Raw genomic sequence first — 21,706 nt, forward strand, 5'->3', positions numbered from 1 at the left:
GGTTTAGCCGCACCGCGCCATGGATGGCGCGTGGCGGCGGCCCCCCAAATCACTGTCGGATTACGGGCACACCGAGCCTAGGCGAGGTGCCGAGTGTTGGGGCAAGAGCCCTTTGGTTACTTTGGGCTGGGCCGGCATTCCGGCTTTTCCAAAGTGACCCGCCGTAAGGGCGGAACCAATAGCCGCCGTTACCTAAACAACGGATATACACACCACCAAGAATTGCCCCCCACCCAATCCAAAATGAAGCTTTCATGACAAAAGTTCGGTAGCCCCCGACCACTCCCGTCTCCTCTGTGTAACGCGCTTGAGCCCACCAGAACGTTGGGCTTTTCAGCCGCAAGCAGGATGCCAGGAGTGGGGCGATGGGAACTATGGAACGTTACTCGAAAGTCGGCATGCAGGAGCTCGACCAGCGCCTGTCAAAGATCGTCGAAGCCGCGCGCAAGAAGCCGGTGTCGGTCTATCGCTACGGCGCACCCTGGGTCTGGATCGTCTCCCAGGAAGACTGGCAAGGCGCTCGCAAGGAAGTCTCCAGCTACATCCCGGCAGGCCATTCCCTGGTGCTGCTGCGCCCACAGATCGACGAAGTGCTCGACCAGCACCGTGACTGGCTCACCGCCGAACCCGCGATGTCGATCGCCCCGCACACCGTGCTGCAGATCCTGCTGCTGCAACTGCTGTACTCGGTGCCCAGCGAACAACAGCTGCATGAACAGCTGAACTACAACCTGCTGTTCCGCTGGTTCGTCGGCCTGGACCTCAACCAAAAGGTCTGGAGCATTCACGTACTGACCCGCGACATCGCCACGCTGCTGAACAACCCGCGTGCAGTGCAACTCATCCAGAAAATCATTGGTGACGTGTTTTGTGGCGCCTTGCTGCACATGCCGGAGTTCTCGTTGAACTTCGCCCTGTTGCACACCTGGCTGGCACGCCACGGCAGCACTTCGATCACCAGCAATTGAGCCGGCCGCACGCCGGGCTTGCGGCGACGGCGCAAAAAATCAGACAGTCAGGGGGCGGTGTGGAGCATCTGTTCAAATTAACGTTGGCGCTGTGTTGCGTGACGCTGGGGAGCCTGGCGCAACCGGTGTTGGCCGAGGAGGAAGAGGGTGCGCGTAAGGTCGACGTCAACGAGTACTTCGTGCGCGGCAATACGGTGCTGGATGCGGCGACGATCGAGGAGGCGGTGTATCCGTTCCTGGGGCCGCAAAAGACCTTGGGCGATATCGAAGGCGCGCGCGATGCGTTGCAGAAGATCTACCAGTCGCGTGGCTATCAGTCGGTGTTTGTCGAGTTGCCGGAGCAGAAGGTCGATGACGGTATCGTCTACCTGCAGGTCAGCGAGACCAAGGTCGGCCGTGTGCGCGTGGTCGGTGCCAAGCACTATTCGCCGGTGGAAATCCGCGAGCAGGTGCCGGCCCTGGAGGAGGGCGCGGTGCCGGACTTTGCCACGGTGCAAACCCAGTTGGCGGGCCTCAATCGCGGCGCTGGGCGCCAGGTCACGCCGCTGGTGCGCGAGGGCCAACGCCCCGGCACCATGGATGTGGATTTGCAGGTGGAAGACCAGAACCCCTGGCACGCCAGTATCGGCCTGAACAACGACTACAGCGCCGACACCGAAAAGCTGCGCTCGGTGGCGACCCTGGGGTACGACAACCTCTGGCAACTGGGTCACAGCATTTCCCTGACCTACTTCACCGCGCCCCAGGACACCGAGAATGCCAAGGTCTGGTCGGGCTCCTACAGCGCGCCATTGGATGAGCGCTGGACCTTGCAGTTCTCCGGTTACCAGTCCGACAGCAACATCGCCACCATCGGCGGCAGCAACGTGTTGGGCAAGGGCCATTCCTATGGCGTGTCGGCCATCTATAACCTGCCGGCGGCGGGCAACTGGGCCAACTCGTTCTCGTTTGGTGTGGACTTCAAGGATTTCGACGAACAGATGAAGTTCGGTTCCAGCAGCGACCAGGTGCCCCTCAAATACGCGCCATTCACCTTCGGCTACAACGGCTTTCGCTACACCGAACAAGCGCAGTTGGGCCTGGGCTTGAACCTGGTGGTGGGTACTCGCGCGTTTTTCGGCTACGGCAGCGATGCCGAAGAGTTCGAGTACAAACGCTACAAGGCCAGCGCCAGTTTTGCCGTGCTCAAGGGCGACCTGAATTACACCTACACCTTCGCCAACGACTGGCAGTCGGCAACCAAGGGCGGCTTCCAGCTGGCGTCGGGGCCGCTGGTGTCCAACGAGCAGTATTCCGCCGGCGGCGCCACATCGGTGCGCGGTTACCTCGCGGCGGAGCGCACCGGGGATGAGGGGTACTTGCTCTCCCAGGAACTGCGCACGCCGTCGCTGGCCAAGTTCCTTGGCAGTTACGTGCAGGAGTGGCGCTTCTACGCGTTCGCCGAAGGGGCACGCATGCGCCTGCACGACCCGCTGCCCGAGCAAGAAGACGAATACAGCCTGGCCAGTGTCGGCCTGGGCACCCGCGCCAGTTTGAGCAAATGGTTGTCCGGCAGCCTGGATTGGGGCTACCCGCTGCTCAATGGACCGAACACCCAGAAACAGGACTCGCGACTGCACTTCAGTGTGCAGGCGACTTTCTGACTTTTTCTTCCGGAGACTTCACCCATGCAACGCCTATTCCTGAGCCTGTTGATCTGCCTGGGCTTCACGCTCCCGGCCACCGCCCATGCCTGGTGGCAGGACGACTGGCACTACCGCAAACAGATTTCGGTGGACACCACCGCCCAAGGCGCCGCGATCAACCAGGCCCTGGGCCGTACCGCGCTGCTGGTGCGCCTGCACACGGGCAACTTCACCTTTGATGGGGTCAAGGATGACGGCGCCGACCTGCGTTTTGTGAGTGCCGACGACAAGACCGTGTTCAACCACCAGATCGAAAGCTTCGACCCGTTGATGGGCATGGCGCTGATCTGGGTCGATGTGCCCAAGGTCGAAGGCGGTCAGCGTCAGGACCTGTGGATGTACTACGGCAACCAGAAGGCCCCGGCCACCGCCAACGGCCAGCTGACGTTCGACCCGAACTACACCGCGCTCTACCATTTTGACGGGGCCAACGGCACACCGGCCCGCGACACCACGGCCTATGCCAACACCGCGTTGAACGCCACCGGTGCCAGCATCGACGGTGTGATCGGCCGTGCCTTGCAGTTCGCCGGTCAACCGCTGATGCTGCCGGCCAGCCCTTCGCTGCAACACGCTGCGGGTGGCGCGTTCACCTTCAGCGCCTGGTTGCGCCTGGACCAGGCCAGTGGCGAACAAGTCGTGCTTGCCCGCCGCGATGGCCCCCATAGCCTGTTGCTGGGCTTGAACCAAGGCATGCCGTTCGTGGAAATCGACGGCCAGCGCGCCGTGTCGAGCCAGCCGCTGAACCCCGGCCAATGGCAGCACCTGGCGTTCACCGCCGAGGGTGACAAGGTCTCGCTGTATGTGAATGGCCGCGAAACCGCCATCCTGGCCGTTGCCTTGCCGGCGTTTAATTCCCAGCTGGCCATTGGTGCCGATTTGCCGGAAGCGGGCAGCACGCACCTGCCGTTTGCCGGGGCCATCGATGAACTGCGTCTGTCCAAGGTAGCGCGTCCGGCGGCACTGTTGCTGGCCGATGCCAGCGCCCAGGGCGCCGAGTCGAAACTGGTGGCCTATGGTGTCGATGAAGAACAGTCCGGCTTCGGTTTCGGCAGCTTGGGCTTCTTGCTCAACGCGGTGCCGGTGGATGCCTGGGTGATCATCCTGGTGCTGGTGGCGATGATGTTCCAATCGTGGGTCATCATGCTGCGCAAGAACCGTCAGGTCAGCCGCGTGAGCAGCGCCAACGAGGTGTTCCGCGAGCATTTTGCGCAGATCGGCACGCGCCTGGAGATGTACGCCGACGACGCCCAGTTGGGTGAACGCCTGGCCCATTCTTCGCTGTGGCGCCTGTACCTGGTGGCGGTCAAGGAGATCCGCACCCGGCGTGCCCAGGGCGCCGACACCTCGTCGGTCTCGGCCGCGACCATCGAAGCCATCCGCTGCTCCATGGACGGCGTGCGCACCCGCGAAAACCAGGCGCTCAGCTCCAAACTCTCGACCCTGTCCAACGCCATTGCCGGCGGCCCGTACATCGGCCTGCTCGGCACCGTGCTGGGGATTATGGTGGTGTTCCTCGGCACGGCCATGGCCGGCGATGTGAACATCAACGCGATTGCCCCCGGTATGGCGGCGGCGTTGCTGGCCACGGCCATGGGCCTGTTTGTCGCGATCCCGGCGTTGTTTGGCTACAACCGCCTGATCACGCGCAACAAGGAAGTCAGCGCGGACATGCGTGTGTTTGTCGACGAGTTCATCACTCGCCTGGCGGAGATGCACGGCGAGAGCCAGCACAGTGAAGCCGCGCACCGTCGTGACCATCACGCCGCTGTTCCGGCCTGAGGAGATCTGCCATGGCTTCCGTAAATACCTCCCACGACGATGACGATGATGCCGCCGTCGACAGCATCAACATCACGCCCCTGGTGGACGTGCTGATGGTGGTGCTGGTGATGTTTATCCTCACCGCCACCGCCCAGGTCTCGGGCATCCAGATTCACTTGCCCAAGGCCAGCGCCTCGGTGTCGTTGTCGGAGGCCAAGACCAAGGCCATCTCCGTGAACGACGGTGGCCAGGTGTTCCTCGACGCCTACCCGGTGACCCTCGGTGAGCTGGAAGAACGCCTGCGCATCGAGAAAGCATTGAACCCGGATTTCCCGGTGATCGTGCGTGGCGATGCGATGGTGCAGTACCAGAAGGTGATCGAAGTGCTTGACCTGCTGCGTCGGCTGGAACTGTCCCAGGTCGGGTTGGTTACCGGCAAACCGAGTCAGGGCTGAGACATGACCGCACAGATCCCGATCGCGCCCTTGCCCGTCAAGAAGAAGCCGCCGCTGCGCCCGTTGAAGTGGGGCGCGGGCCTGTTGCTGGGCGCCGTGGCGGCCTGGTGCTTGTGGCAATGGGCCAATGACATGAGCGGCGTACGCCGCGAAGCGCCGAAGGTGCCGACGATCATCCCGTTGCCGCCGCCACCGCCACCACCGCCGGAAAAGCCCAAGGAGCCTGAGCCCCAGGTCGAAGAAAAAATCCCGGAACCGGTGCCGAGCCCCGAACCCGAGGAGGTCAAGCCCGCCGAGGAAGCGCCGCCTTCGCCTAGCGAAGACCTGGCCAACCCGATGCAGATCGACGGCGACGCGCAGTCCGGCAACGACGGTTTCAACATCGGCGCGGGTAAGGGCGGCGGCATGGCCGGCAGTGGCGGCGGCGGGTTGGGGACGGGCACCTACAAGCAGTACCTGGCCGGCACCTATCAGCGGCTGATGCGCGAAGACCCTGAGCTGCGCAAGAAGGCCTTCTCGATCCAGATAGACCTGTGGTTGGGCGCCGAAGGCCAGGTCACCAAAGCCTTGGTGGCCAAGTCCAGCGGTGATGCCGAGACCGACGCGCAGATGCTCGCCTTGATCCAGGCACCGCGCGCCACACAAAAGCCGCCGGCGTCGTTGACGCTGCCCATGCGCCTGTCGCTCAAGGGCCGGCGCCCGGATTGAACAAACCCTATTTCAACGGTTTTTTACAGGAGTTGCGCACACATGATTTCCCCCGTGAATCGACTGACCCTGGCGGTCGGCATGGTCATCGCGACCCTGGTCGGCCAGGCGGCTGCAGCCCCGGTCGCGCCCTCGGAAAACGTCACCATCAACCTGATCCGCCTGTTGGTGCAGCAAGGCGTGCTGACCCAGGACACCGCCAACGGGCTGATCGCCCAGGCCGAAAAAGAGGCCCAGCAGGCACGCCAGGCCAATACCGCGCCGGTGGTGGCCGCAGGCCCCGCCGCTGCGCCGGGTGACGTGCGTGTGCAGTACGTGCCGCAGGCGGTGAAAGATCAGATTCGTGATCAGGTCAAGGCCGAGGTCATGGCCACTGCCAAGCAGGAAAACTGGGCCCAGCCCAATACCTTCCCGGATTGGGTCTCGCGTATCAGCTTTGATGGCGATATCCGCCTGCGGGACGAGTCGCGCTATTTTTCGGGCAATAACAGCAACGAGATCGTCGACTACGCCAAGCTCAATGAAAGCGGCCCGTACGACACCAACAAGGATACCAATACAAAGCTGCCGCCGCTGCTCAACACCACCAAGGACCGCGAAAACCTGTTCCGCCTGCGCGCGCGCCTGGGCATGAAAGCGGTGCTGTCACCCGACTGGACGGCCGGCATCCGTGTGGGCACCGGCTCCGACAACAACCCGGTGTCCACCACCCAGACCCTGGGCGGCGGCTTTGGCAAGAAAGACATCTGGCTCGACCAGGGCTACCTGAGCTGGAAGGCCACCCCGGATGTGACCCTCACCGCCGGGCGTTTCGCCAACCCGTTCTACTCCACGGACATGATGTATTCGGGCGACCTGAACTTCGACGGTATCGCCGCCAATTTCAACCACGCCCTGAACAGCCAGTGGGGCTTGTTTGGCACCTTGGGTGCGTTCCCGGTGGAGTACACCTCCGACTCGGCCAGCAGCAACGGCTTCGACAAGGAAGACAGCGAGACCAAGTGGCTGTTTGGCGGGCAGATCGGCGCCAACTGGAAGATCAACCGCGAAAACAGCCTCAAGGGCGCAGTGGCCTACTACCACTTTGACGATATCGAAGGTAAGCGCTCCGGCGCCTGCCAGCCGTGGTCCGGCCAGCCGGCGTGTGACAGCGACGGCTCGCGCCTGGCCTTCATGCAGAAGGGCAATAGCGTGTTCCTGCTGCGCGACATCACGCCGAATCCGGCCACTCCGGGCCTGACCCCGCAACCGCAGTTCGTCGGCCTGGCATCCAAGTTCGACGTGCTCGACCTGAACCTGGCCTGGGATGCCGAGCTGCCCAGCGATTTCAAGCTGCGCACCCAAGGCAACTTCATCCACAACCTGGCCTACGACAAGGGCGAGATGCTCAAGCGCAGCGAAGGCGAGATCGTCAATAACATCAACAGCAAGGGCCAGTTTGAAAGTGGCGGCAATGCACTGATGGTCTCGTTCACCCTCGGCAGCGCGCTGGAAATGCGCAAGCGCGGTGATTGGAACGTGTTGGCCGGCTACAAATACATCCAGCCTGACGCATTGCCTGATGGCTTCAACGATTCGTCGTTTCACCTGGGCGGCACCAACGCCAAGGGTTATTTCATTGGCGCCAACTACGGCATCGAAAAGAACATCTACGCCAGTGCGCGTTGGTTGAGCGCGTCCGAAGTGTACGGCGCGCCGTTCGAAGTCGATGTGATGCAACTGGAACTCAACACGCGCTTTTGATGCGCACGGAGATGCCACATGAACACGCGAATCTGCGGGCTGCTCCTGGTGTTTGTTGCCACGGCAGCGTCGGCTGAAGGCATGGAGGAACGCTTGCGCACGCAACTGCGCAGCACCACCCAGCAATTGCAGGCCCTGCAAAGCGAACAGGCCCAGGCCAGCGCTGCGCGCATTGCCGCCGAAAACCAGGCCAAGCAGGCCCAGGTGCAAATAAAACAACTGACGGCCGAGCTGGACAAGGCCCGTGGCGTGGCCGAGCAAATGGCCGGCCAGCAACAAAGCCTGCACAACCAGGCGCAAGCCCAGGTGACGGCGAGCAACGAGCAGATCGGCAAGTTCAAGAAGGCCTATGACGAACTGCTGGTGCTGGCCAAGGGCAAAGAGGCTGAGCGTGCGCGCTTGCAGGCACAACTGAGCGACCGTGACACACAAGTGCAGCAATGTTCAGTCAAGAATCAACAGATGTACGGCGTGGCCCAGCAGTTGCTCGCGGCCTACGAAAAAATCGACGTGGCCGAGGTGATGAGTATCCGCCAGCCCTTCGCCAGCAGCGCGCGGGTCAAGTTCGAGGAACTGGCCCAGGGCTTTGGTGACGATTTGTACAAGAGCCGTTTCGATGCGCCCCAGGCAACCGCCAATCATTGATCGACAGGGAAGAAATCACCATGAGCGAATTGATCACCAGCGTCACCACTCAGAGCCTCACCGAGCTGTTGCAGGAAGCCGGTTACCGGGTCAATCAGACTGAACAAAATGGCATCGTGCAATTGCTCAGTGCCAGCCAAGGCATCGGTTTTGCGGTGCGCTTCGGCAACCCGGCGGCGGAGCAGGGTACGTATGTGGATTTCACCTACAGCTGCGCGCTGCGCATCCAGGGCGAATTGCCCGAAGGCCTGGCCCAAGTGTGGAACGCGTCGCGACGTTTTGCGCGGTTGTCGGTGCAGGGCGAGTTTCTGTTGATGGAGATGGACGTGGTGGTAGCCGGCGTTGGCGCCACGCACCTGCGCAGCCAGTTGGAGCTGTGGGACCGTCTGTTGCAGGAATTCATCGTCTACCTGCGTGAATACAGCCAGCAGGCCGCGCAGTTGCAGGCTGAAGCCGAGGCGCCGGTATTGTGAAGAAACCAACCCTGATGGTCGGCGCGGGTGCGCTGGCCTTGCTGGTGGTGGGCTTGAGCCTGCGGCCGGGCAGCGACCCGGTGGCGGCGCAGCAACCGACGCCGGTGATCAACCCGGTATCGGTCGGCCCGGCGGTGGCGCGCCTGGGCAATCAGCAGATCGACCTGACGGAACTGAAAACCGTCCTGGCCAGCCTGCCTGCCGAGTCCCGCGAGCAATTGCGCGGCAACCGTGGCGCGTTGGAAACCTGGATCCGTTCACGCCTGGCCCAAAAGGCCGTGCTTGAACAGGCCGACGCCCAGGGTTGGCGACAGCGCCCGGACGTGGAACAGCAGACCCGCGCCGCCGCCGAGCAGATCGTGTTTCGCGACTACATGCTCTCGGTCAGCCAGGTGCCGGCCGACTACCCGAGTGCGGCTGAGTTGCAGCAGGCCTACGACAGTGGCAAGGCGCAATGGGTGACACCGCAGTTGTACCGGGTGAGCCAGATTTTCCTGGCGACCAATGACCCGCAAACCGTCGACAACGTGCGCCGCCAGGCCCAGGAACTGAGCCGTCGTGCCCAGGCTGCGCCGGGTGATTTCGCCGCCCTGGCCACGCAGTTTTCCCAGGACACCGACTCCGCCGCACGCGGTGGCGACTCGGGCATGCAGCCTTTGCAACAGCTGGTGCCGGAAGTCCGCAGTGTCGTGTCGCGCCTCAAGGTCGGCGCCGTGTCGGACGTGGTGCAGAGCGCGGCGGGGTTTCATGTACTCAAGCTCACGGGCCAGCAACCGGCGCGTAGCGCAACCCTCGACGAACTGCGCGAGCGCCTGACCCAGGCCCTGCGTGCCCAGCGCCAAGAGCAGATCGCCAAGGCCTACCTCGAAGGCATGCTCAACACCGCAACCCTGAGTATCGACGGCGCCGAGCTGAACAAGGTGCTGGAGTAACCCGCGTCAACCCGCATTGGATGCACAGACAGACAAGACAGGGAGTCTCCCATGGCATTTCTAGAACCGTCCGCCCCCCAGGGGCCGTCCTCTTATCGCGCCCCGACCGAGGGGCGCAGTAGCTGGCTGGCCCTGGCCCAGGAGATCGACCCGGAGGTGGCGCGCTACTTTCTGGTGAGTGCGCGCTGCGGCTGCTTCATGCAGGCGGCGCGCAGCCTGAATATCAAGGCAACGCTGTTACGCAAGCGCCTGGCGCAGCTTGAAGAACATCTGCGGCATTCGCTGTTCAGTTACCAGGGCAGTGGTTTGGTGCTCAGTCGCGATGGCCAGCAGTTGCAGGCCCAATTGATTGCCCTGGCCCATGAACGGCGGTTGCCGGTCACCGAGCAGCCGTTGATTCGGCTGGCAGTGGCCGAACCGATCCTGCATGACATCCTTGGGCGTGACCTGATCGCCTTGTTGCGGCGCAACGCCAGCGTGCGCCTGGAGATCATTTCCATCGACAGCCAGTTGTCGCTGCAAGCGGTGGATGTCGATGTGGTGCTGTGGCTGTCGGACGCCGACGGCCCGGTGCCTGGCCCGAGCTTCGCCACCGAGCCGCCACAGGCCCTGGCACGTTTGCAGTACTTGCCGCATATCGCCAAGCGATATTCGCGGCTGACCACACGGCCGGACAGCGTGGAAGACCTTGACGACTACATGCTGGTGCAGTGGCAACCTGATGCGCAGGTGGGCGCGTTGCAGGCATGGAATCAGGTGGTGCAGCAGCGCCTGGCGGCGGTGGTGCAGGTGCACGCGTATTCGCTGATGTTGGAGATGATCCGCTGTGGCGCATGCATTGGCTTGCTGCCGCATTACATGAGCAGTTTTGACCGGGGCCTGGTGGCGTTGACGGGGTTGCTGGACGAGAGCATGCAGCGGCAGGTGTGGCTGGCGGTGAATGCGCAAGTGGGAGATGTGGAGGCGGTGCGGATGATTGTGGAGTTGATCATTGGCACGTTTGAGGGACGACGCGAGTGGTTTGATTTTCAGGTCTAATGCTCCCACAGAAAAGCAGGCTGGCAAGCCTGATTTCTGTGTTGCGCCCCAGCGCTAACTGCGCCAGTCTTGGAACCTTATCTTCTTGGTCTCAAGCACTCTGCAATGCACACTACTCGTTTGACGCTCATTTGCCATGCCGTCACGCCTCTGCAAAAACAGGGGCGTTTTCCCGATGACGAGGCGTTGGCGATGGATTGGCAGGGCAAGGCGTTGTCGCTGACTGGTCGCTACAAGAAAACCCGGCGCCTGTTATGTGGTCCGGAGGCCAGGGCTCGGCAGACGGCAGGCTTGTTCGGCGCTGACGGGGTGATCGAGGCCGCGTTGCGCGACGCTGATTTCGGGCAGTGGAGGGGCCAGGACATCGGCCAACTGGAGAGTGATCAGCTGAACACCTGGCTCACCGACGCCACGTGCTCGCCCCACGGTGGCGAGTCGGTGGAGCAGATCTGCCTGCGGGTGGCTGAGTGGATGAAAACCCTCGAATCCCAGCCCGGCCATGTCGTGGCCATCACCCATCCCTTTGTGATTCGTGCCGCGATGTGGCACGCCATGCAGTTTCCGCTGTCGATGTTCTACAGGATCGACGTCGAACCGCTGTCCGCCACCGAGCTGCGCTTCAACAATGTCTGGCGCCTGCGCCTGGAAACTCACGCCTAGGCACGTGAACATGGCAAAATCCACGCCCCGCAATGAGAGCAACCCATGAAACGCATCCTGATCATCGGCATTGGCGCCGGCAACCCTGACTACATCACGATGCAGGCCGTGAAGGCGCTCAACCGCACCGACGTGTTTTTCCTGATGGACAAGGGTCAGAGCAAAGACAAGTTGATCGACCTGCGTCGCGAGATCTGCGAGACCTACATCACCGAGCCCGGCTACCGTTTCGTCGAGGCCGATTGCCCCGAGCGTGTGCGCGGCGAGATCGACTACACCACCGCCGTGCAGGACCTCAACCGCGACAAGCAGCAGACCTTCGAACGCATGATCAACGAAGAAATGGCTGAAGGTGAAGTGGGCGCTTTCCTCGCCTGGGGTGATCCAGCGCTGTACGACAGCACCATTCGCATCTTGCAGGCGATTCTTGCCAGCGGTCGCAGTGAGTTCGAGTTCGAAGTGATCCCTGGCATCACCAGCGTGCAGGCCCTGGCGGCCCAGCACAAAGTGCCGCTGAACCGTATCGGCAAGTCCATCGAGATCACTACCGGGCGCCGTTTGGCGGCGGGGCAGGCGAGTGACGCCGACACGTTGGTGGTGATGCTCGACGCCGAAGACTCCTACCGCACAGTGGCGGATCAAGACCTGGACATCTACTGGGGCGCCTACCTGGGCACACCGGACGAGGTCCTGATCAGCGGCAAAGTCAGTGAAGTCGCGGCAGAAATCGAACGGGTGCGCAAGGCCGCTCGCCTGGAAAATGGCTGGATCATGGACACTTATCTGTTACGCAAACCTTGAGGTAACGTCCCATGCTCAAACTGTTTGCCCTGGCACTCACCCTCGTGGCCGGCACCGCCCATGCCGACGACACGCTGCACACCGATTTGCCGTTGTCGTATCTGGAACAAACCCAGGGCGACGCGCGCAACCAGCCGCTGGTGATTTTCCTGCACGGGTTTGGCAGTAACGAGGAGGACTTGTTCGGCATCAAGGACGCGCTGCCCTCTACCTGGACGTACCTGTCGGCCCGTGCACCTATGCCGGTGGACCCGCACGGCTATCGCTGGTTTACCAAGACGCCCGGTGACGGAGATTACGACGGCGAAACCGCCGACCTGCAACGCAGTGCGAAGCTGATCGAAGAGTTTGTCGGCAAAGCCACCGCCAAATATCACACCCAGCCTGACCGAGTGTTCCTGGTGGGGTTTAGCCAGGGCGCAATCATGTCCTATGAGGTGGGCCTGCGCCGGCCGGAGCTGCTGCGTGGCATTGCGGCACTGAGCGGCAGCGTGTTGCCGGTGCTCAAGGCTGAGCTGAAGCCGGATGCGTCATTGGGCAAGCTGGCGATCTTTATCGGCCATGGCACCTTGGACCAGGCGCTGCCCTATGTGTCGGCGACACGGGCGAACGAGGTGTTGACGGGGTTGGGGTTGAAGCCGGAGTTTCATGGGTACCCCGGCATGCCGCATACCATCAGCGAGGCGGAAGTGCAGGACCTGAAAGCCTGGTTGGAAAAGAGCCTGAACTGACCGCCTCAGGGTTATTTGCCGCCGGTAATCTGCTTCACCAACGCCGCATGCCCCTTGGCATCATCCGCCCGCGAAATCGCCTGGATCACCAGCAGGTGATTACCCGAACCACCGAGGAACGTGGAGTTCAGCGTCTTGCCGCCGCCTTGGGTGGCGGTGCTATCCACTTGACGCAGGCCCAAACCCTTGAACGTCAGTTTCTTCTCGCTTTGTTTCTTGAAGTCCGGCAGCGCTGCGCTCTGGTCCTTGACGAACCCGGCCACGGCGCCATCGAGGAATTGTGCGTCGTTATCGCCGATGGTTACCCCATCGTTACGTACGGTTTCGGCGACGATCACCACACTTTTTGTGGTCTGGTTGGCGTACATCGTGCCTTGGGTATCGGCGGTACCATCTTCAGCCTTGCCAGCCGGCAGGGTGTCGGCGGCGTAGGCCTTGGGCAAGTTGAAGGTGAACTTACCATTCAAGGTGGAGATGGTTTGCGTGGTCGGCTTGGAAGCGGCGAATGCGCTGCCAGCGGCCAACGCGAGGGCCAGCAGGACGGCGGTCTTGGTGAAAGTGGCCATGAAACGCTCCAGGGGTGAACGAAATTGCGCCGTATTCTGTCAGAATTTTCGCAAAATCGTTCATCCATAGCCTCACACCTTGTCGGACTCTTCCTCAAGTCGGTCCATCTCAAACAGCCGCGCCAGTTCTGCCCGGGCTTCCTGGGCGGTTTGCATCACTTTGGCGGCGTCGTCGTACACCGCATGTTGCGCGGCCAGCAGTTGCAGGTCGTGGTTCTTGAAGCGGGTGATGCGCGCATCGGCCTGGGCCTGGCTCAAACCCAGGCCGACCAAGGTGCGGCGGCTCATTTCCAGGCTGGAGTAAAAGGTCTCGCGAATCGGTGACGCGTCCAGGTCCACCAGGCGGTGTACGTGCTGGCGGTTACGGGCGCGGGCGATGATTTTCATGTGTGGGTAGAGGTTACGCACCAGCTCGGCGGTCTTGATGTTGATCTCCGGGTCGTCCATGGCAATCACGAAGAATTCCGCTTGGTCGACCTTGGCCGCATGCAGGATCTCAGGGCGTTGCGGGTCACCGTAGAACACCGGCATGCCGCCGAAGCTGCGGGTCAGCTCGATGGTTTCCACCGAGGTGTCCAAGGCGATGAACGAAATGTTCTGCGCACGCAGGATCCGCGCGACGATCTGGCCCATACGGCCCATGCCAGCGATAACCACGCGGGGCGCGTCGCTTTCGATGGTGCGGTATTCCTCGGGGATTTCCACCGGCTTGGCTTTGGGCTTGAACAGCTTCGGGCACACCAGTAACAGCAGCGGTGTTACGGCCATGGAGAGGGTGATGGTCAGGACCAGGATGTCGTACAGATGTGGTTCGAACAGGCCTTGGTCGCGGCCGATCTTGAACACCACGAAGGCGAATTCACCACCCGCCGCCAGCACCACGCCCAGGCGCAGGGCGCTTTCGCGATTGAGGTCGCCCACCAGCCGGCCTACGGCGTAGAGCAAGGGCAGCTTCAAACCGATCAACAGCAGTGTCAGGCCGATCACCACCAGCGGCGAGCTGAGCAATAGGCTGAGGTTGGCGCCCATGCCCACGCTGATGAAGAACAGGCCCAGCAGCAGGCCCTTGAACGGTTCAATCTGGGATTCTAGTTCGTGGCGGTATTCCGAGTCCGCCAGTAGCAGGCCGGCGAGGAAGGCGCCAAGGGCCATGGACACGCCCACCAGCTCCATCAACCAGGCCGTGCCAATCACCACCAACAGTGCGGTGGCGGTGGATACTTCGCGCAGGCCGGTCTTGGCGACGATGCGGAACACCGGTCGCAACAGGTAACGGCCGCCGATGATCACCACGGCAATGCTGCCGAGAATCTGCAACACATGTTGCAGGCCCTGGGCTTCGGTGGTCGGGTGATCGCTGCCGGCCAGCAACGGCACCATGGCGATCAGCGGGATCGCGGCGATGTCCTGAAACAGCAATATCGCAAAGGCCAGGCGGCCATGGGGCTGGTTCAGCTCCTTGCGCTCGGCCAGGCTTTGCAGGCCGAACGCGGTGGACGATAGCGCCAGGCCCAGGCCGAGCACGATTGCGCTGTTCCACGACTGGCCAAACAGCCACAACGCCACCACGCCCATCACCAGTCCCGTCAGCAGCACCTGCGCCAGGCCGACGCCAAACACCGCCTTGCGCATCACCCACAACCGCTTGGGCGACAGTTCCAGTCCGATGATGAACAGCAGCAACACCACGCCCAATTCGGAAAATTGCGCGACGCTTTGCGGGTTGCCGACCAAACCGAGCACCGACGGCCCGATGATCACGCCAGCGAACAGATAGCCCAGCACCGCGCCCAGTTGCAGGCGCTTGGCCAGGGGCACGGTCAGCACGGCGGCGAGCAGGAACACCACGGCTGCTTGTAACAGGTTGCCTTCATGGGGCATTGCGAACTCCAGGATCTTTAAAGCCAATCAACAGGGGTGTATTAGAGCGCTTTTTACATTTCGAAAATTGTGTTTTTGAGCGGGGTGGGTTGAGACTCAGGTAAAACGCTTTTTGACAGGTTGAATTTTTTATTCCTTTGGTGGAATATTTTGGGAGGTCGAATTCTGGTTGGGAGGGCCGTAAACATGGCTAAGAAATTCGCTGAACTGCAAACGCGCATGACGCCGGAGTCCCGTGCCGAAGCCAAGTTGTTGTTTCAGCAGCACCTGCAGGAAATGCCACTGCATGAGTTGCGCAAAGCTCAGCAGCTAAGCCAGGCGAGCCTGGCCAAAGCACTGAACATCAAACAGGCGGCCGTCTCCAAGATGGAGCGGCGCACCGACATGTACATCAGCACATTGCGCGACTATATCCGTGCGATGGGGGGCGAGTTGGAGATTATTGCGACGTTTCCCGATGGCCAGGTCAAGATCGACAACTTTGCTTACTGAAAGCGCTTGTAGCTATCCAGAAGGTCATCCTTGTGAACCAACTTCTCGCCATGCGTGCCTTTGTTCGCGTCGTCGAAACCAGCTCATTCAGCCGTGCATCCGACCAGTTGGCACTGCCGCGCTCCACCGTGAGCAAGCTGATCACCGACCTTGAGAAACACCTGGGCATCAGGCTGATGCACCGCACCACGCGGGCTATGGCGCCCACGTCCGAGGGATTGGAGTATTACCAACATGCCCGGCGCCTGGTCGCAGAGTTGGACGAAGTGGACAGTGCCATTCGCGGGCAAGTCCTCAAACCCCGCGGGCATCTGCGGGTCGATGCCCCGGCGTCGTTTGCCAATTGCCTGCTGATTCCGGCGCTGGTGGATTTTCATCGCGAGTATCCCGATATCACCATCGCCTTGGGTATCAGTGATCGCGCGGTGAACATTGTGGGGGAGGGTGTGGATTGCGTGATCCGTGCCGGGAAGCTGGATGACATGGCGATAATCGGGCGCAAGGTGAGCGACCTGGAATATTTGACCTGCGCGGCCCCTGATTACCTGGAGCGCCGAGGTGTGCCGGTTTCCCCGGAGGATCTGGCGCTCAACCACCTCAAGGCCGGCTATTTTTTTGCCGGATCTGGTAAAGCGGAGCCACTGATTTTCGAACAGGGCGACAGTCGCATCGAAGTGGGCGATTGCGCCTATTCCACGAATGAAGGCAACGGCCTCAAGGAAATGCTGCTCGCCGGCCTGGGCGTCGGGCAGCATTTCAAAGCCATCGTTCAGTACTACGTGGACAACGGTCAATTGGTCAGTGTGCTAGCGCAGTGGTCGCGTCCAGCCACGCCGCTGCACATCCTCTATCCACCCAATCGCCACCAGAGCGCGCGGCTCAAGGTGTTTGTCGAGTGGGTGATTCGCAGGTTCGGTGTCAGGGAATGATCGCGGTCACGCGGATTTCCACGCGCATGGTCGGCAGCCCCAGAGCCTCGACGCCGACTTGCGTCCAGATCGGCGCATGGTGGGGCATGTACTGGCGGTAGTGCTTGACCATCGCCTCGTTGACCTCGGGCGGGAAACCACCGACGTGGTAGGAGTTGACGTGAATCACGTGCTCCCAACTGGCGCCGGCAGTCGCGAGGGTGCGTTCCAGGTTGTGGAACGCCTGGGCGATCTCGTCGGCCAGGTCGGCGGGGATCTGGAGCTCATCGTCCCAGCCCCCTTGGCCTGAGGTTTCCACGCGATTACCGACTTTTACCGCCTGCGAGTAATGCAGGTGCTCGCGCATGTAATCGCCGTAGCCGGGGGTGACAAAAAATTCAGGCGTGCTCATGGTATTTCCTTGGGTTCAGTACAGGACTGGACCCAGGCTAAAGCACTCAATACGCGAACAAAATCCCGAATTTATGCCATGACTATCTATCCATATGGACAATCGTCTGCGGTTCCACGGGGGCTAGATTGACTGGTCTGCGGTACAGCCCCACCGCCAACCCGACGATAATGATCCCGATCGAGATCAGATTCGGCGTAGAAATGCGCTCATCCAGAATCAGCATCGAGCTGGTGATGCCGAACACCGGAATCAGCAACGACAGCGGTGCCACGGTGGACACCGGGTACAGCTTGAGCAACGAGTTCCAGCCCCAGTAGGCAAAGTGCGTGGCCAGGTACACCTGGAACAGGATCGATAAAACCGCCGTCAGATCGAGGCTGGCCTGCAAGCCTTCGAACGCGGCGCTGCCGTGCATCAACCAGGCCGTGAGGAACAGCGGGATCGGCGGGATCAGGCTGGCCCACACCATGAACGAGAAGATCTCCTTGACCCCGGATTTCTTGATGATCACGTTGCCCACGCTCCAGGCCACCGCGCTGAGGACGATCAGCATGACGCCCAGCACCGCATGGTTGCCTTCCTGGGTCGAGATGATCCCCGCCAGGCCGATCAAGGCCAGCACGGCGCCGAGCATTTGCGCGCCACGGATTTTCTCCTTGAACAGCACAAAGCCCCAGCCCATGGTGAAGAACACGCTGAGCTGGATAATCAAAGAGGCGATACCGGGGCTCACGCCCACTTGGATGCCATAGTTGATCACGCCCCACATGCCCAGCCCGAAGATAAAGCCATAGGCCGCCACGTAGCTGAATTTGACGGCGGGGCGCTTGATAAAGAACACCAGGGGCAGGGCGGCAAGAGCGAAGCGGATACCCGTGAGTACAAACGGGTCGATGGCACGCAGGCCGAGCTTGGTGATGGGGAAGTTGACCCCCCATACCAGGGTGACGAGCACGGCAAGAGACAGATGTTTTTTCAGCATGGACCCTCCTTGGGTCAGGCGGCACACCGCAATCGCGAGGTGCCGCCGGGAAGTCAATTCAAGGCGAAGCGTTTTTGCATCAGGCACAGCCCGGCGATTTCCATCAGCAGGTTATCTGCCGAGGCGCGCTGTGCGGTGGACAAGCTTGGCAGGGTTGCCAGCAAGGCGCGTACTTTACGCGGATCGAAGAACGGCACGTTATGCAATGCCGGGCCGCTCAACACATCGTTGATCATTTCATACAGCTTCGATTGCGGGCTTTCGGATGCCGGCGGGGCGCGGAAGTACTGCTTCTTGCGATCCAGCACAGCCTGGGGCACATAAGGGCGCATGGCTTCGCGCAAGGCGTATTTCTCGGTGGCGCCGCGCACTTTCATGTTCACTGGCAGGCGGCACGCGGCCTCAATCACTTGGTGATCGAGCAGCGGCGGGCGGCCTTCCAGGCTGCCGGCCATTTCCATGCGGTCGCCCAGGGAGGTGAGCACCACGTTGGGCAGGCTGGACTTGGCGACCATATACAGCGAACGGTTGACCGGTTCCCAGCCATTGAGCGCCCGTGGGCTCAGGCGGTCGTAGAACTCACGATAGGCATCGGTGTTGCTGAAACGCTCACGGAAGTCATCGCTGTACAGCTGCGCCAGGGGGCCGAACAGCGCCGACTGGGTTTGCAGCCAGGACACGCCGTGGCCCAGTTCGTCCTGCACCCATTTCACATCATTTTTGCCGCCGGGCAGGTAGCGATCTTCGCTGGCATGCAGGCGCCGGGTCAGTTCGGCAATCGCCGTCGGGTCCTGGTTTTCGTGGTTGTAGAACACCATGTCGCGACGATAGTGCGGGTAGCCGCCGAAGACTTCGTCGGCACCTTCGCCAGTGAGTACGGCGCGCATGCCCTGGTTCTGCACGTATTTGCACAGCAGGTACTTGGCCACGCTATGGGCGTTGGCGAAGGGCATTTCGGCGTGCCACAGGGCATTTTCGAAGTTATCCGCCATGTCGGAAGAGTTCACTGACAGCACGTTGAGGTGGGCACGGTTATGTCGGGCGGCCACTTCAGCGAATTGGCGCTCGTCGTAGGCCTGCTCGCCTTCGAAGGACAGGTGGAACGCCTGCAATGGCTGACCCGTCAGCTCGGTGGCAATCCCCAGCATGGCCGAGGAGTCGAGGCCGCCACTGAGGCACACGCCGACCGGTACATCGGCATGCAGGCGCAGGCGTACGGACTCTTCGATGGTGTTGCGCAGGGACTCGATCATCTCGGCTTCACTGCGCTGCTCGGTGGCCTGGGCATCCGGGAAGTCCCAGTCCCAGTACTGTTCGGTTTGCAGGCCGCTTTCATCGGCGATGATCCAGCAACCCGGTTTCACGCTGCGAATGTTGTTGAAGACGGTACGGTCGCGCAGGATAAAACCGCGATTGGCGTAGGCTTCGTGGTCCCAGTGTGCGGGCACACCAGCGGCGAGCAAGGCTTTGATCTCGGAGGCGAAGTACCAGGCGCCCTCATGCTCGGTGTAGTACAGCGGCTTGACGCCCACCCGGTCACGCACGGCAAACAGCTTTTTGCGCAGGCGATCGAAGATCAGGATGGTGAACTCGCCGCGCAGTTGCTTGAGGCCACGTACGCCATGGCGACGGTACAGGTGCATGGCGATTTCGCTGTCGGACGAGGTCTTGAAGCGGCAACCGTAGCTTTCCAGTTCGGCGCGGATGCGTTGATAGTCATAGAACTCGCCGTTGACCATCATCACCAGGTCGCCTTCGTCGGCGACGATAGGCTGGGTGCCGTTACCCAGGCCGACCAGGCCCAGGCGCACATAACCAAAGGCGGCCTGGCCGTTGGGGTCGAACCATTGGCTGGAACTGTCCGGGCCGCGATGGTGGATGGCACGCAGGGCGGCATCGAACATGTTCGGGTTGAACGCACGAGGTTGTTTGGCAAAGACGCCAATGTATCCACACATGACAATTACTCTATTGAATTTGTATTGGTCAGCAGCACGCTGTTTTTAAACGGTGGTGGCCGGTTCGCTCATCACTGCCTGCTCGGGCAGCACCGCTTCGGGGTGTATGCCAATGGAGCTGAGGATCTCGGGCATGGCCGAGTAGTCCGCTTCGCCGGTCTCGGTAAATTGAGTCGGTAGCAGCAGCGATTGATCGCCGAACACTTCGAGCAGTTGCGGCAGGATGATTCGCCACGCCGAAATCTCGCGCATCGGGAAGATCCGGATCGAGTTGGCGATGCCGCGAGTGAACAGGGCGGTTTGCTGCGCGGTGAAGTCACCTACCACCTGTTGTACGAACAGCGGGAAGATGTGCTTGTGCACCAGTTCGTCTTTTTTGTGCAGGGCCACCACGTGGCGGAACACCGGCTGGATGTCTGGCGCGTCGCTGAGGTCGGCCAGGTAGTCGCTGATAAACGTTTCCGAGACCAGCGAAAAGGCCAGGCGGTAGACCTTGAAATCCGCCTCGGACAGGGTGGCCTGGGCCTGGCTCAAGTGGCGGGTCAGTTCCAGTTCCGGCCATTTGATGCGCATGCCGCGCTGAGTGATCGCCAGTTCACACATGTTGATCGAAAACAGCGTGTGATAAGCCTCATCTGCCAGGGTTTCGGAAATCGTCGCGGCGCTGGCGGAGCTCAGGCGTGAGCCGAGCTGCAGCAGGTCGATGCAGGACGGGCAGATGATTTCGGTTTCGATGGCGATCGTTTTCTGGTTGTAGATCACCCAGCCGGCCGACAGGATCAGCAGCTTCAGGGCATGCGGGTAGTTCTGGTAATGCGGATCATGGGCGAAAGGTAACAGGGCCTCGAGAAAGTCCGGCGCCTGCAGGTCTAGCTGGATATCCGGGCGTTGGGAATCGAGCTTGATCTGTGCGCGTTTGTGCCAGCTGCGTTCGATTTTGATCAATCGTTCATCGGTCGCGTCATTGCTGCGATAAAGATCGTCTTGAGTGCTGTGCTGAAACATGGTTTCACCGGGTTGAGAGTGAGTTGTGAAGGCCATCCATGGTTTGCCGAGGTGCGCTCGGCAACGTTCACGACCGGGAATTACACCGCTGGCGCGGTCTGGATCTTGTCCTTCTTGCGATCGAGGAAGTCCGCCAGGCGATCCTGTGTACGGATGTCGGACGACACCACGGCGGCAATCAAGGCTTCCGTCATCAGGCCGTCCTGCTGGCTTTGATCGACAATGCGCGGCAGCACGTGGGTCACTGCGTAGTTGGTCATGGGCAGGTTGCCGGCGATTTTGTGCGCCAACTCGGTGGCCTTGAGCACCGCCTGGCCGACCGGCACCAGGTACTGGGCCACGCCACGTTCATAGCTTTCCTTGGCGTAGAGCGTGCGGCCGGTGAGCATCATGTCGGTCATCAGGGCGATGCCGGCGATGCGTGGGAAGCGCACCGAGGCGCCGACACCCACATACAGGCCGCGCATGGCTTCGGGCAGCGAGAAGAAGGCGCTGTCATCTACCACACGCAGGCTGCAGGCGGTGGCAATTTCCAGGCCGCCGCCGATGGCGGCACCGGTAATGGCGGCCACCACGGGCACCTTGCCGAACTGGATCAGTTCGAAGGTCTTGTGCCATTCGCGGAAGGCCTGGACGTTATCGATCACCGATTGGTCGCGGATTTCCGACAGATCCAGCCCCGTGCAGAAATGCTGGCTGGTGCTGTAGAGCACCGCAGCACCAATGCCTTCAGGCATGTTGGTAAAGGTATCGCGCAGTTCGTGCATGACTTCCAGAGACATGGCGTTTCGCTTCTGCGGGCGGTTGAGACCCACCATCAGAACGGCGCCGTCTACTCGTACGTCCAAGTAGTTTTTGACACTCATTTTCCGAATATCCCTTCGATATGAACCCAA

Annotated in this window: 22 protein-coding genes; 15 read left to right on the forward strand and 7 right to left on the reverse strand. The window is 61.4% G+C overall.

From position 1 onward, the window contains the following. The first annotated feature begins 374 nt into the window (after positions 1-374). The 13 genes from HX812_RS22500 to HX812_RS22560 all read left to right on the forward strand — a co-directional run bounded on the left by HX812_RS22500 (position 375) and on the right by HX812_RS22560 (position 12,603). Positions 375-968 (forward strand): transposase, encoded by a 594-nt coding sequence (locus HX812_RS22500; RefSeq protein ID WP_028619777.1) that lies wholly within the window; start codon positions 375-377, stop codon positions 966-968. Between the two features lie 59 nt (positions 969-1,027). Next, entirely contained in the window at positions 1,028-2,611 is a 1,584-nt protein-coding gene (locus tag HX812_RS22505; RefSeq protein ID WP_038850813.1) for a ShlB/FhaC/HecB family hemolysin secretion/activation protein, read from the forward strand. A 24-nt stretch (positions 2,612-2,635) separates the two neighbouring features. After that, complete coding sequence (locus HX812_RS22510; RefSeq protein ID WP_038850811.1) at positions 2,636-4,435, forward strand: DUF2341 domain-containing protein; 1,800 nt, start codon at positions 2,636-2,638, stop codon at positions 4,433-4,435. An 11-nt stretch (positions 4,436-4,446) separates the two neighbouring features. Further along, positions 4,447-4,872: a biopolymer transporter ExbD gene (locus tag HX812_RS22515; protein ID WP_016980095.1), complete on the forward strand. Its 426-nt coding sequence runs from the start codon at positions 4,447-4,449 to the stop codon at positions 4,870-4,872. Positions 4,873-4,875: 3 nt separating this feature from the next. Further along, on the forward strand, positions 4,876-5,580 hold the full coding sequence (locus HX812_RS22520; protein WP_038850808.1) for an energy transducer TonB: 705 nt from the start codon (positions 4,876-4,878) through the stop codon (positions 5,578-5,580). A gap of 42 nt (positions 5,581-5,622) precedes the next feature. Further along, positions 5,623-7,323: a putative porin gene (locus HX812_RS22525; RefSeq protein WP_038850807.1), complete on the forward strand. Its 1,701-nt coding sequence runs from the start codon at positions 5,623-5,625 to the stop codon at positions 7,321-7,323. Between the two features lie 18 nt (positions 7,324-7,341). Continuing rightward, a complete protein-coding gene (locus tag HX812_RS22530) occupies positions 7,342-7,968 on the forward strand; it encodes a hypothetical protein (protein WP_038850805.1) in 627 nt (208 codons plus the stop codon). A gap of 20 nt (positions 7,969-7,988) precedes the next feature. Then, positions 7,989-8,441 carry a YbjN domain-containing protein gene (locus tag HX812_RS22535; protein ID WP_080642458.1) on the forward strand — a complete coding sequence of 151 codons (453 nt, stop codon included), beginning with the start codon at positions 7,989-7,991 and terminating at the stop codon, positions 8,439-8,441. Continuing rightward, positions 8,438-9,373, forward strand: coding sequence for a peptidylprolyl isomerase (locus tag HX812_RS22540; protein WP_038850802.1), 936 nt, complete (start codon positions 8,438-8,440; stop codon positions 9,371-9,373). The genes HX812_RS22535 and HX812_RS22540 overlap by 4 nt, the downstream gene beginning before the upstream one ends. 51 nt (positions 9,374-9,424) lie before the next feature. Further along, entirely contained in the window at positions 9,425-10,411 is a 987-nt protein-coding gene (locus tag HX812_RS22545; protein WP_038850801.1) for a LysR family transcriptional regulator, read from the forward strand. Positions 10,412-10,516: 105 nt separating this feature from the next. Beyond that, positions 10,517-11,071 (forward strand): histidine phosphatase family protein, encoded by a 555-nt coding sequence (locus HX812_RS22550; RefSeq protein ID WP_038850799.1) that lies wholly within the window; start codon positions 10,517-10,519, stop codon positions 11,069-11,071. Positions 11,072-11,116: 45 nt separating this feature from the next. Continuing rightward, positions 11,117-11,872: a precorrin-6A synthase (deacetylating) gene (cobF, locus tag HX812_RS22555; protein WP_038850798.1), complete on the forward strand. Its 756-nt coding sequence runs from the start codon at positions 11,117-11,119 to the stop codon at positions 11,870-11,872. A gap of 11 nt (positions 11,873-11,883) precedes the next feature. Further along, the gene (locus HX812_RS22560) at positions 11,884-12,603 is read left to right on the forward strand and encodes an alpha/beta hydrolase (protein ID WP_038850796.1); all 720 of its coding nucleotides are present in this window, start codon (positions 11,884-11,886) and stop codon (positions 12,601-12,603) included. An 11-nt stretch (positions 12,604-12,614) separates the two neighbouring features. Here HX812_RS22560 and HX812_RS22565 read toward each other — a convergent pair whose 3' ends face one another. Next, a complete protein-coding gene (locus HX812_RS22565) occupies positions 12,615-13,169 on the reverse strand; it encodes a hypothetical protein (protein WP_038850794.1) in 555 nt (184 codons plus the stop codon). A 72-nt stretch (positions 13,170-13,241) separates the two neighbouring features. Further along, positions 13,242-15,050 carry a monovalent cation:proton antiporter-2 (CPA2) family protein gene (locus HX812_RS22570; RefSeq protein WP_038850792.1) on the reverse strand — a complete coding sequence of 603 codons (1,809 nt, stop codon included), beginning with the start codon at positions 15,048-15,050 and terminating at the stop codon, positions 13,242-13,244. 186 nt (positions 15,051-15,236) lie between these two features. Here HX812_RS22570 and HX812_RS22575 point away from each other — a divergent pair, with 186 nt between their 5' ends. Further along, positions 15,237-15,542, forward strand: coding sequence for an XRE family transcriptional regulator (locus HX812_RS22575; protein ID WP_038850789.1), 306 nt, complete (start codon positions 15,237-15,239; stop codon positions 15,540-15,542). Positions 15,543-15,574: 32 nt separating this feature from the next. Further along, positions 15,575-16,471 carry a LysR family transcriptional regulator gene (locus tag HX812_RS22580; protein ID WP_235165523.1) on the forward strand — a complete coding sequence of 299 codons (897 nt, stop codon included), beginning with the start codon at positions 15,575-15,577 and terminating at the stop codon, positions 16,469-16,471. Here the strand turns inward: HX812_RS22580 and HX812_RS22585 are convergent. From HX812_RS22585 to HX812_RS22605, 5 genes are all read right to left on the reverse strand, one after another. Then, the gene (locus HX812_RS22585) at positions 16,461-16,862 is read right to left on the reverse strand and encodes a RidA family protein (protein WP_038850786.1); all 402 of its coding nucleotides are present in this window, start codon (positions 16,860-16,862) and stop codon (positions 16,461-16,463) included. The genes HX812_RS22580 and HX812_RS22585 overlap by 11 nt on opposite strands. 82 nt (positions 16,863-16,944) lie before the next feature. Further along, positions 16,945-17,847, reverse strand: a complete 903-nt coding sequence (locus tag HX812_RS22590) for an EamA family transporter (RefSeq protein WP_038850783.1) — start codon at positions 17,845-17,847, stop codon at positions 16,945-16,947. Between the two features lie 53 nt (positions 17,848-17,900). Continuing rightward, the gene (gene asnB, locus HX812_RS22595; protein WP_038850782.1) at positions 17,901-19,805 is read right to left on the reverse strand and encodes an asparagine synthase (glutamine-hydrolyzing); all 1,905 of its coding nucleotides are present in this window, start codon (positions 19,803-19,805) and stop codon (positions 17,901-17,903) included. Positions 19,806-19,850: 45 nt separating this feature from the next. After that, positions 19,851-20,810, reverse strand: a complete 960-nt coding sequence (locus HX812_RS22600) for a diiron oxygenase (RefSeq protein ID WP_038850781.1) — start codon at positions 20,808-20,810, stop codon at positions 19,851-19,853. A gap of 80 nt (positions 20,811-20,890) precedes the next feature. After that, on the reverse strand, positions 20,891-21,676 hold the full coding sequence (locus HX812_RS22605; protein ID WP_016977256.1) for a crotonase/enoyl-CoA hydratase family protein: 786 nt from the start codon (positions 21,674-21,676) through the stop codon (positions 20,891-20,893). Between the last annotated feature and the right edge of the window lie 30 nt (positions 21,677-21,706).

It is taken from the genome of Pseudomonas sp. IPO3749 (genome assembly GCF_013386605.1).
Taxonomy (GTDB): Bacteria; Pseudomonadota; Gammaproteobacteria; order Pseudomonadales; family Pseudomonadaceae; genus Aquipseudomonas; species Aquipseudomonas azotoformans_A.

Coding starts and splice junctions, on each gene's coding strand:
- HX812_RS22525 (WP_038850807.1), top strand. CDS start 5,623: ATGATTTCCCCCGTGAATCGACTGACCCTGGCGGTCGGCATGGTCATC.
- HX812_RS22560 (WP_038850796.1), top strand. CDS start 11,884: ATGCTCAAACTGTTTGCCCTGGCACTCACCCTCGTGGCCGGCACCGCC.
- HX812_RS22585 (WP_038850786.1), bottom strand. CDS start 16,862: ATGAGCACGCCTGAATTTTTTGTCACCCCCGGCTACGGCGATTACATG.
- HX812_RS22590 (WP_038850783.1), bottom strand. CDS start 17,847: ATGCTGAAAAAACATCTGTCTCTTGCCGTGCTCGTCACCCTGGTATGG.
- HX812_RS22515 (WP_016980095.1), top strand. CDS start 4,447: ATGGCTTCCGTAAATACCTCCCACGACGATGACGATGATGCCGCCGTC.
- HX812_RS22570 (WP_038850792.1), bottom strand. CDS start 15,050: ATGCCCCATGAAGGCAACCTGTTACAAGCAGCCGTGGTGTTCCTGCTC.
- HX812_RS22550 (WP_038850799.1), top strand. CDS start 10,517: ATGCACACTACTCGTTTGACGCTCATTTGCCATGCCGTCACGCCTCTG.
- HX812_RS22535 (WP_080642458.1), top strand. CDS start 7,989: ATGAGCGAATTGATCACCAGCGTCACCACTCAGAGCCTCACCGAGCTG.
- asnB (WP_038850782.1), bottom strand. CDS start 19,805: ATGTGTGGATACATTGGCGTCTTTGCCAAACAACCTCGTGCGTTCAAC.
- HX812_RS22545 (WP_038850801.1), top strand. CDS start 9,425: ATGGCATTTCTAGAACCGTCCGCCCCCCAGGGGCCGTCCTCTTATCGC.
- HX812_RS22575 (WP_038850789.1), top strand. CDS start 15,237: ATGGCTAAGAAATTCGCTGAACTGCAAACGCGCATGACGCCGGAGTCC.
- HX812_RS22510 (WP_038850811.1), top strand. CDS start 2,636: ATGCAACGCCTATTCCTGAGCCTGTTGATCTGCCTGGGCTTCACGCTC.
- cobF (WP_038850798.1), top strand. CDS start 11,117: ATGAAACGCATCCTGATCATCGGCATTGGCGCCGGCAACCCTGACTAC.
- HX812_RS22600 (WP_038850781.1), bottom strand. CDS start 20,810: ATGTTTCAGCACAGCACTCAAGACGATCTTTATCGCAGCAATGACGCG.
- HX812_RS22500 (WP_028619777.1), top strand. CDS start 375: ATGGAACGTTACTCGAAAGTCGGCATGCAGGAGCTCGACCAGCGCCTG.
- HX812_RS22565 (WP_038850794.1), bottom strand. CDS start 13,169: ATGGCCACTTTCACCAAGACCGCCGTCCTGCTGGCCCTCGCGTTGGCC.
- HX812_RS22530 (WP_038850805.1), top strand. CDS start 7,342: ATGAACACGCGAATCTGCGGGCTGCTCCTGGTGTTTGTTGCCACGGCA.
- HX812_RS22605 (WP_016977256.1), bottom strand. CDS start 21,676: ATGAGTGTCAAAAACTACTTGGACGTACGAGTAGACGGCGCCGTTCTG.
- HX812_RS22520 (WP_038850808.1), top strand. CDS start 4,876: ATGACCGCACAGATCCCGATCGCGCCCTTGCCCGTCAAGAAGAAGCCG.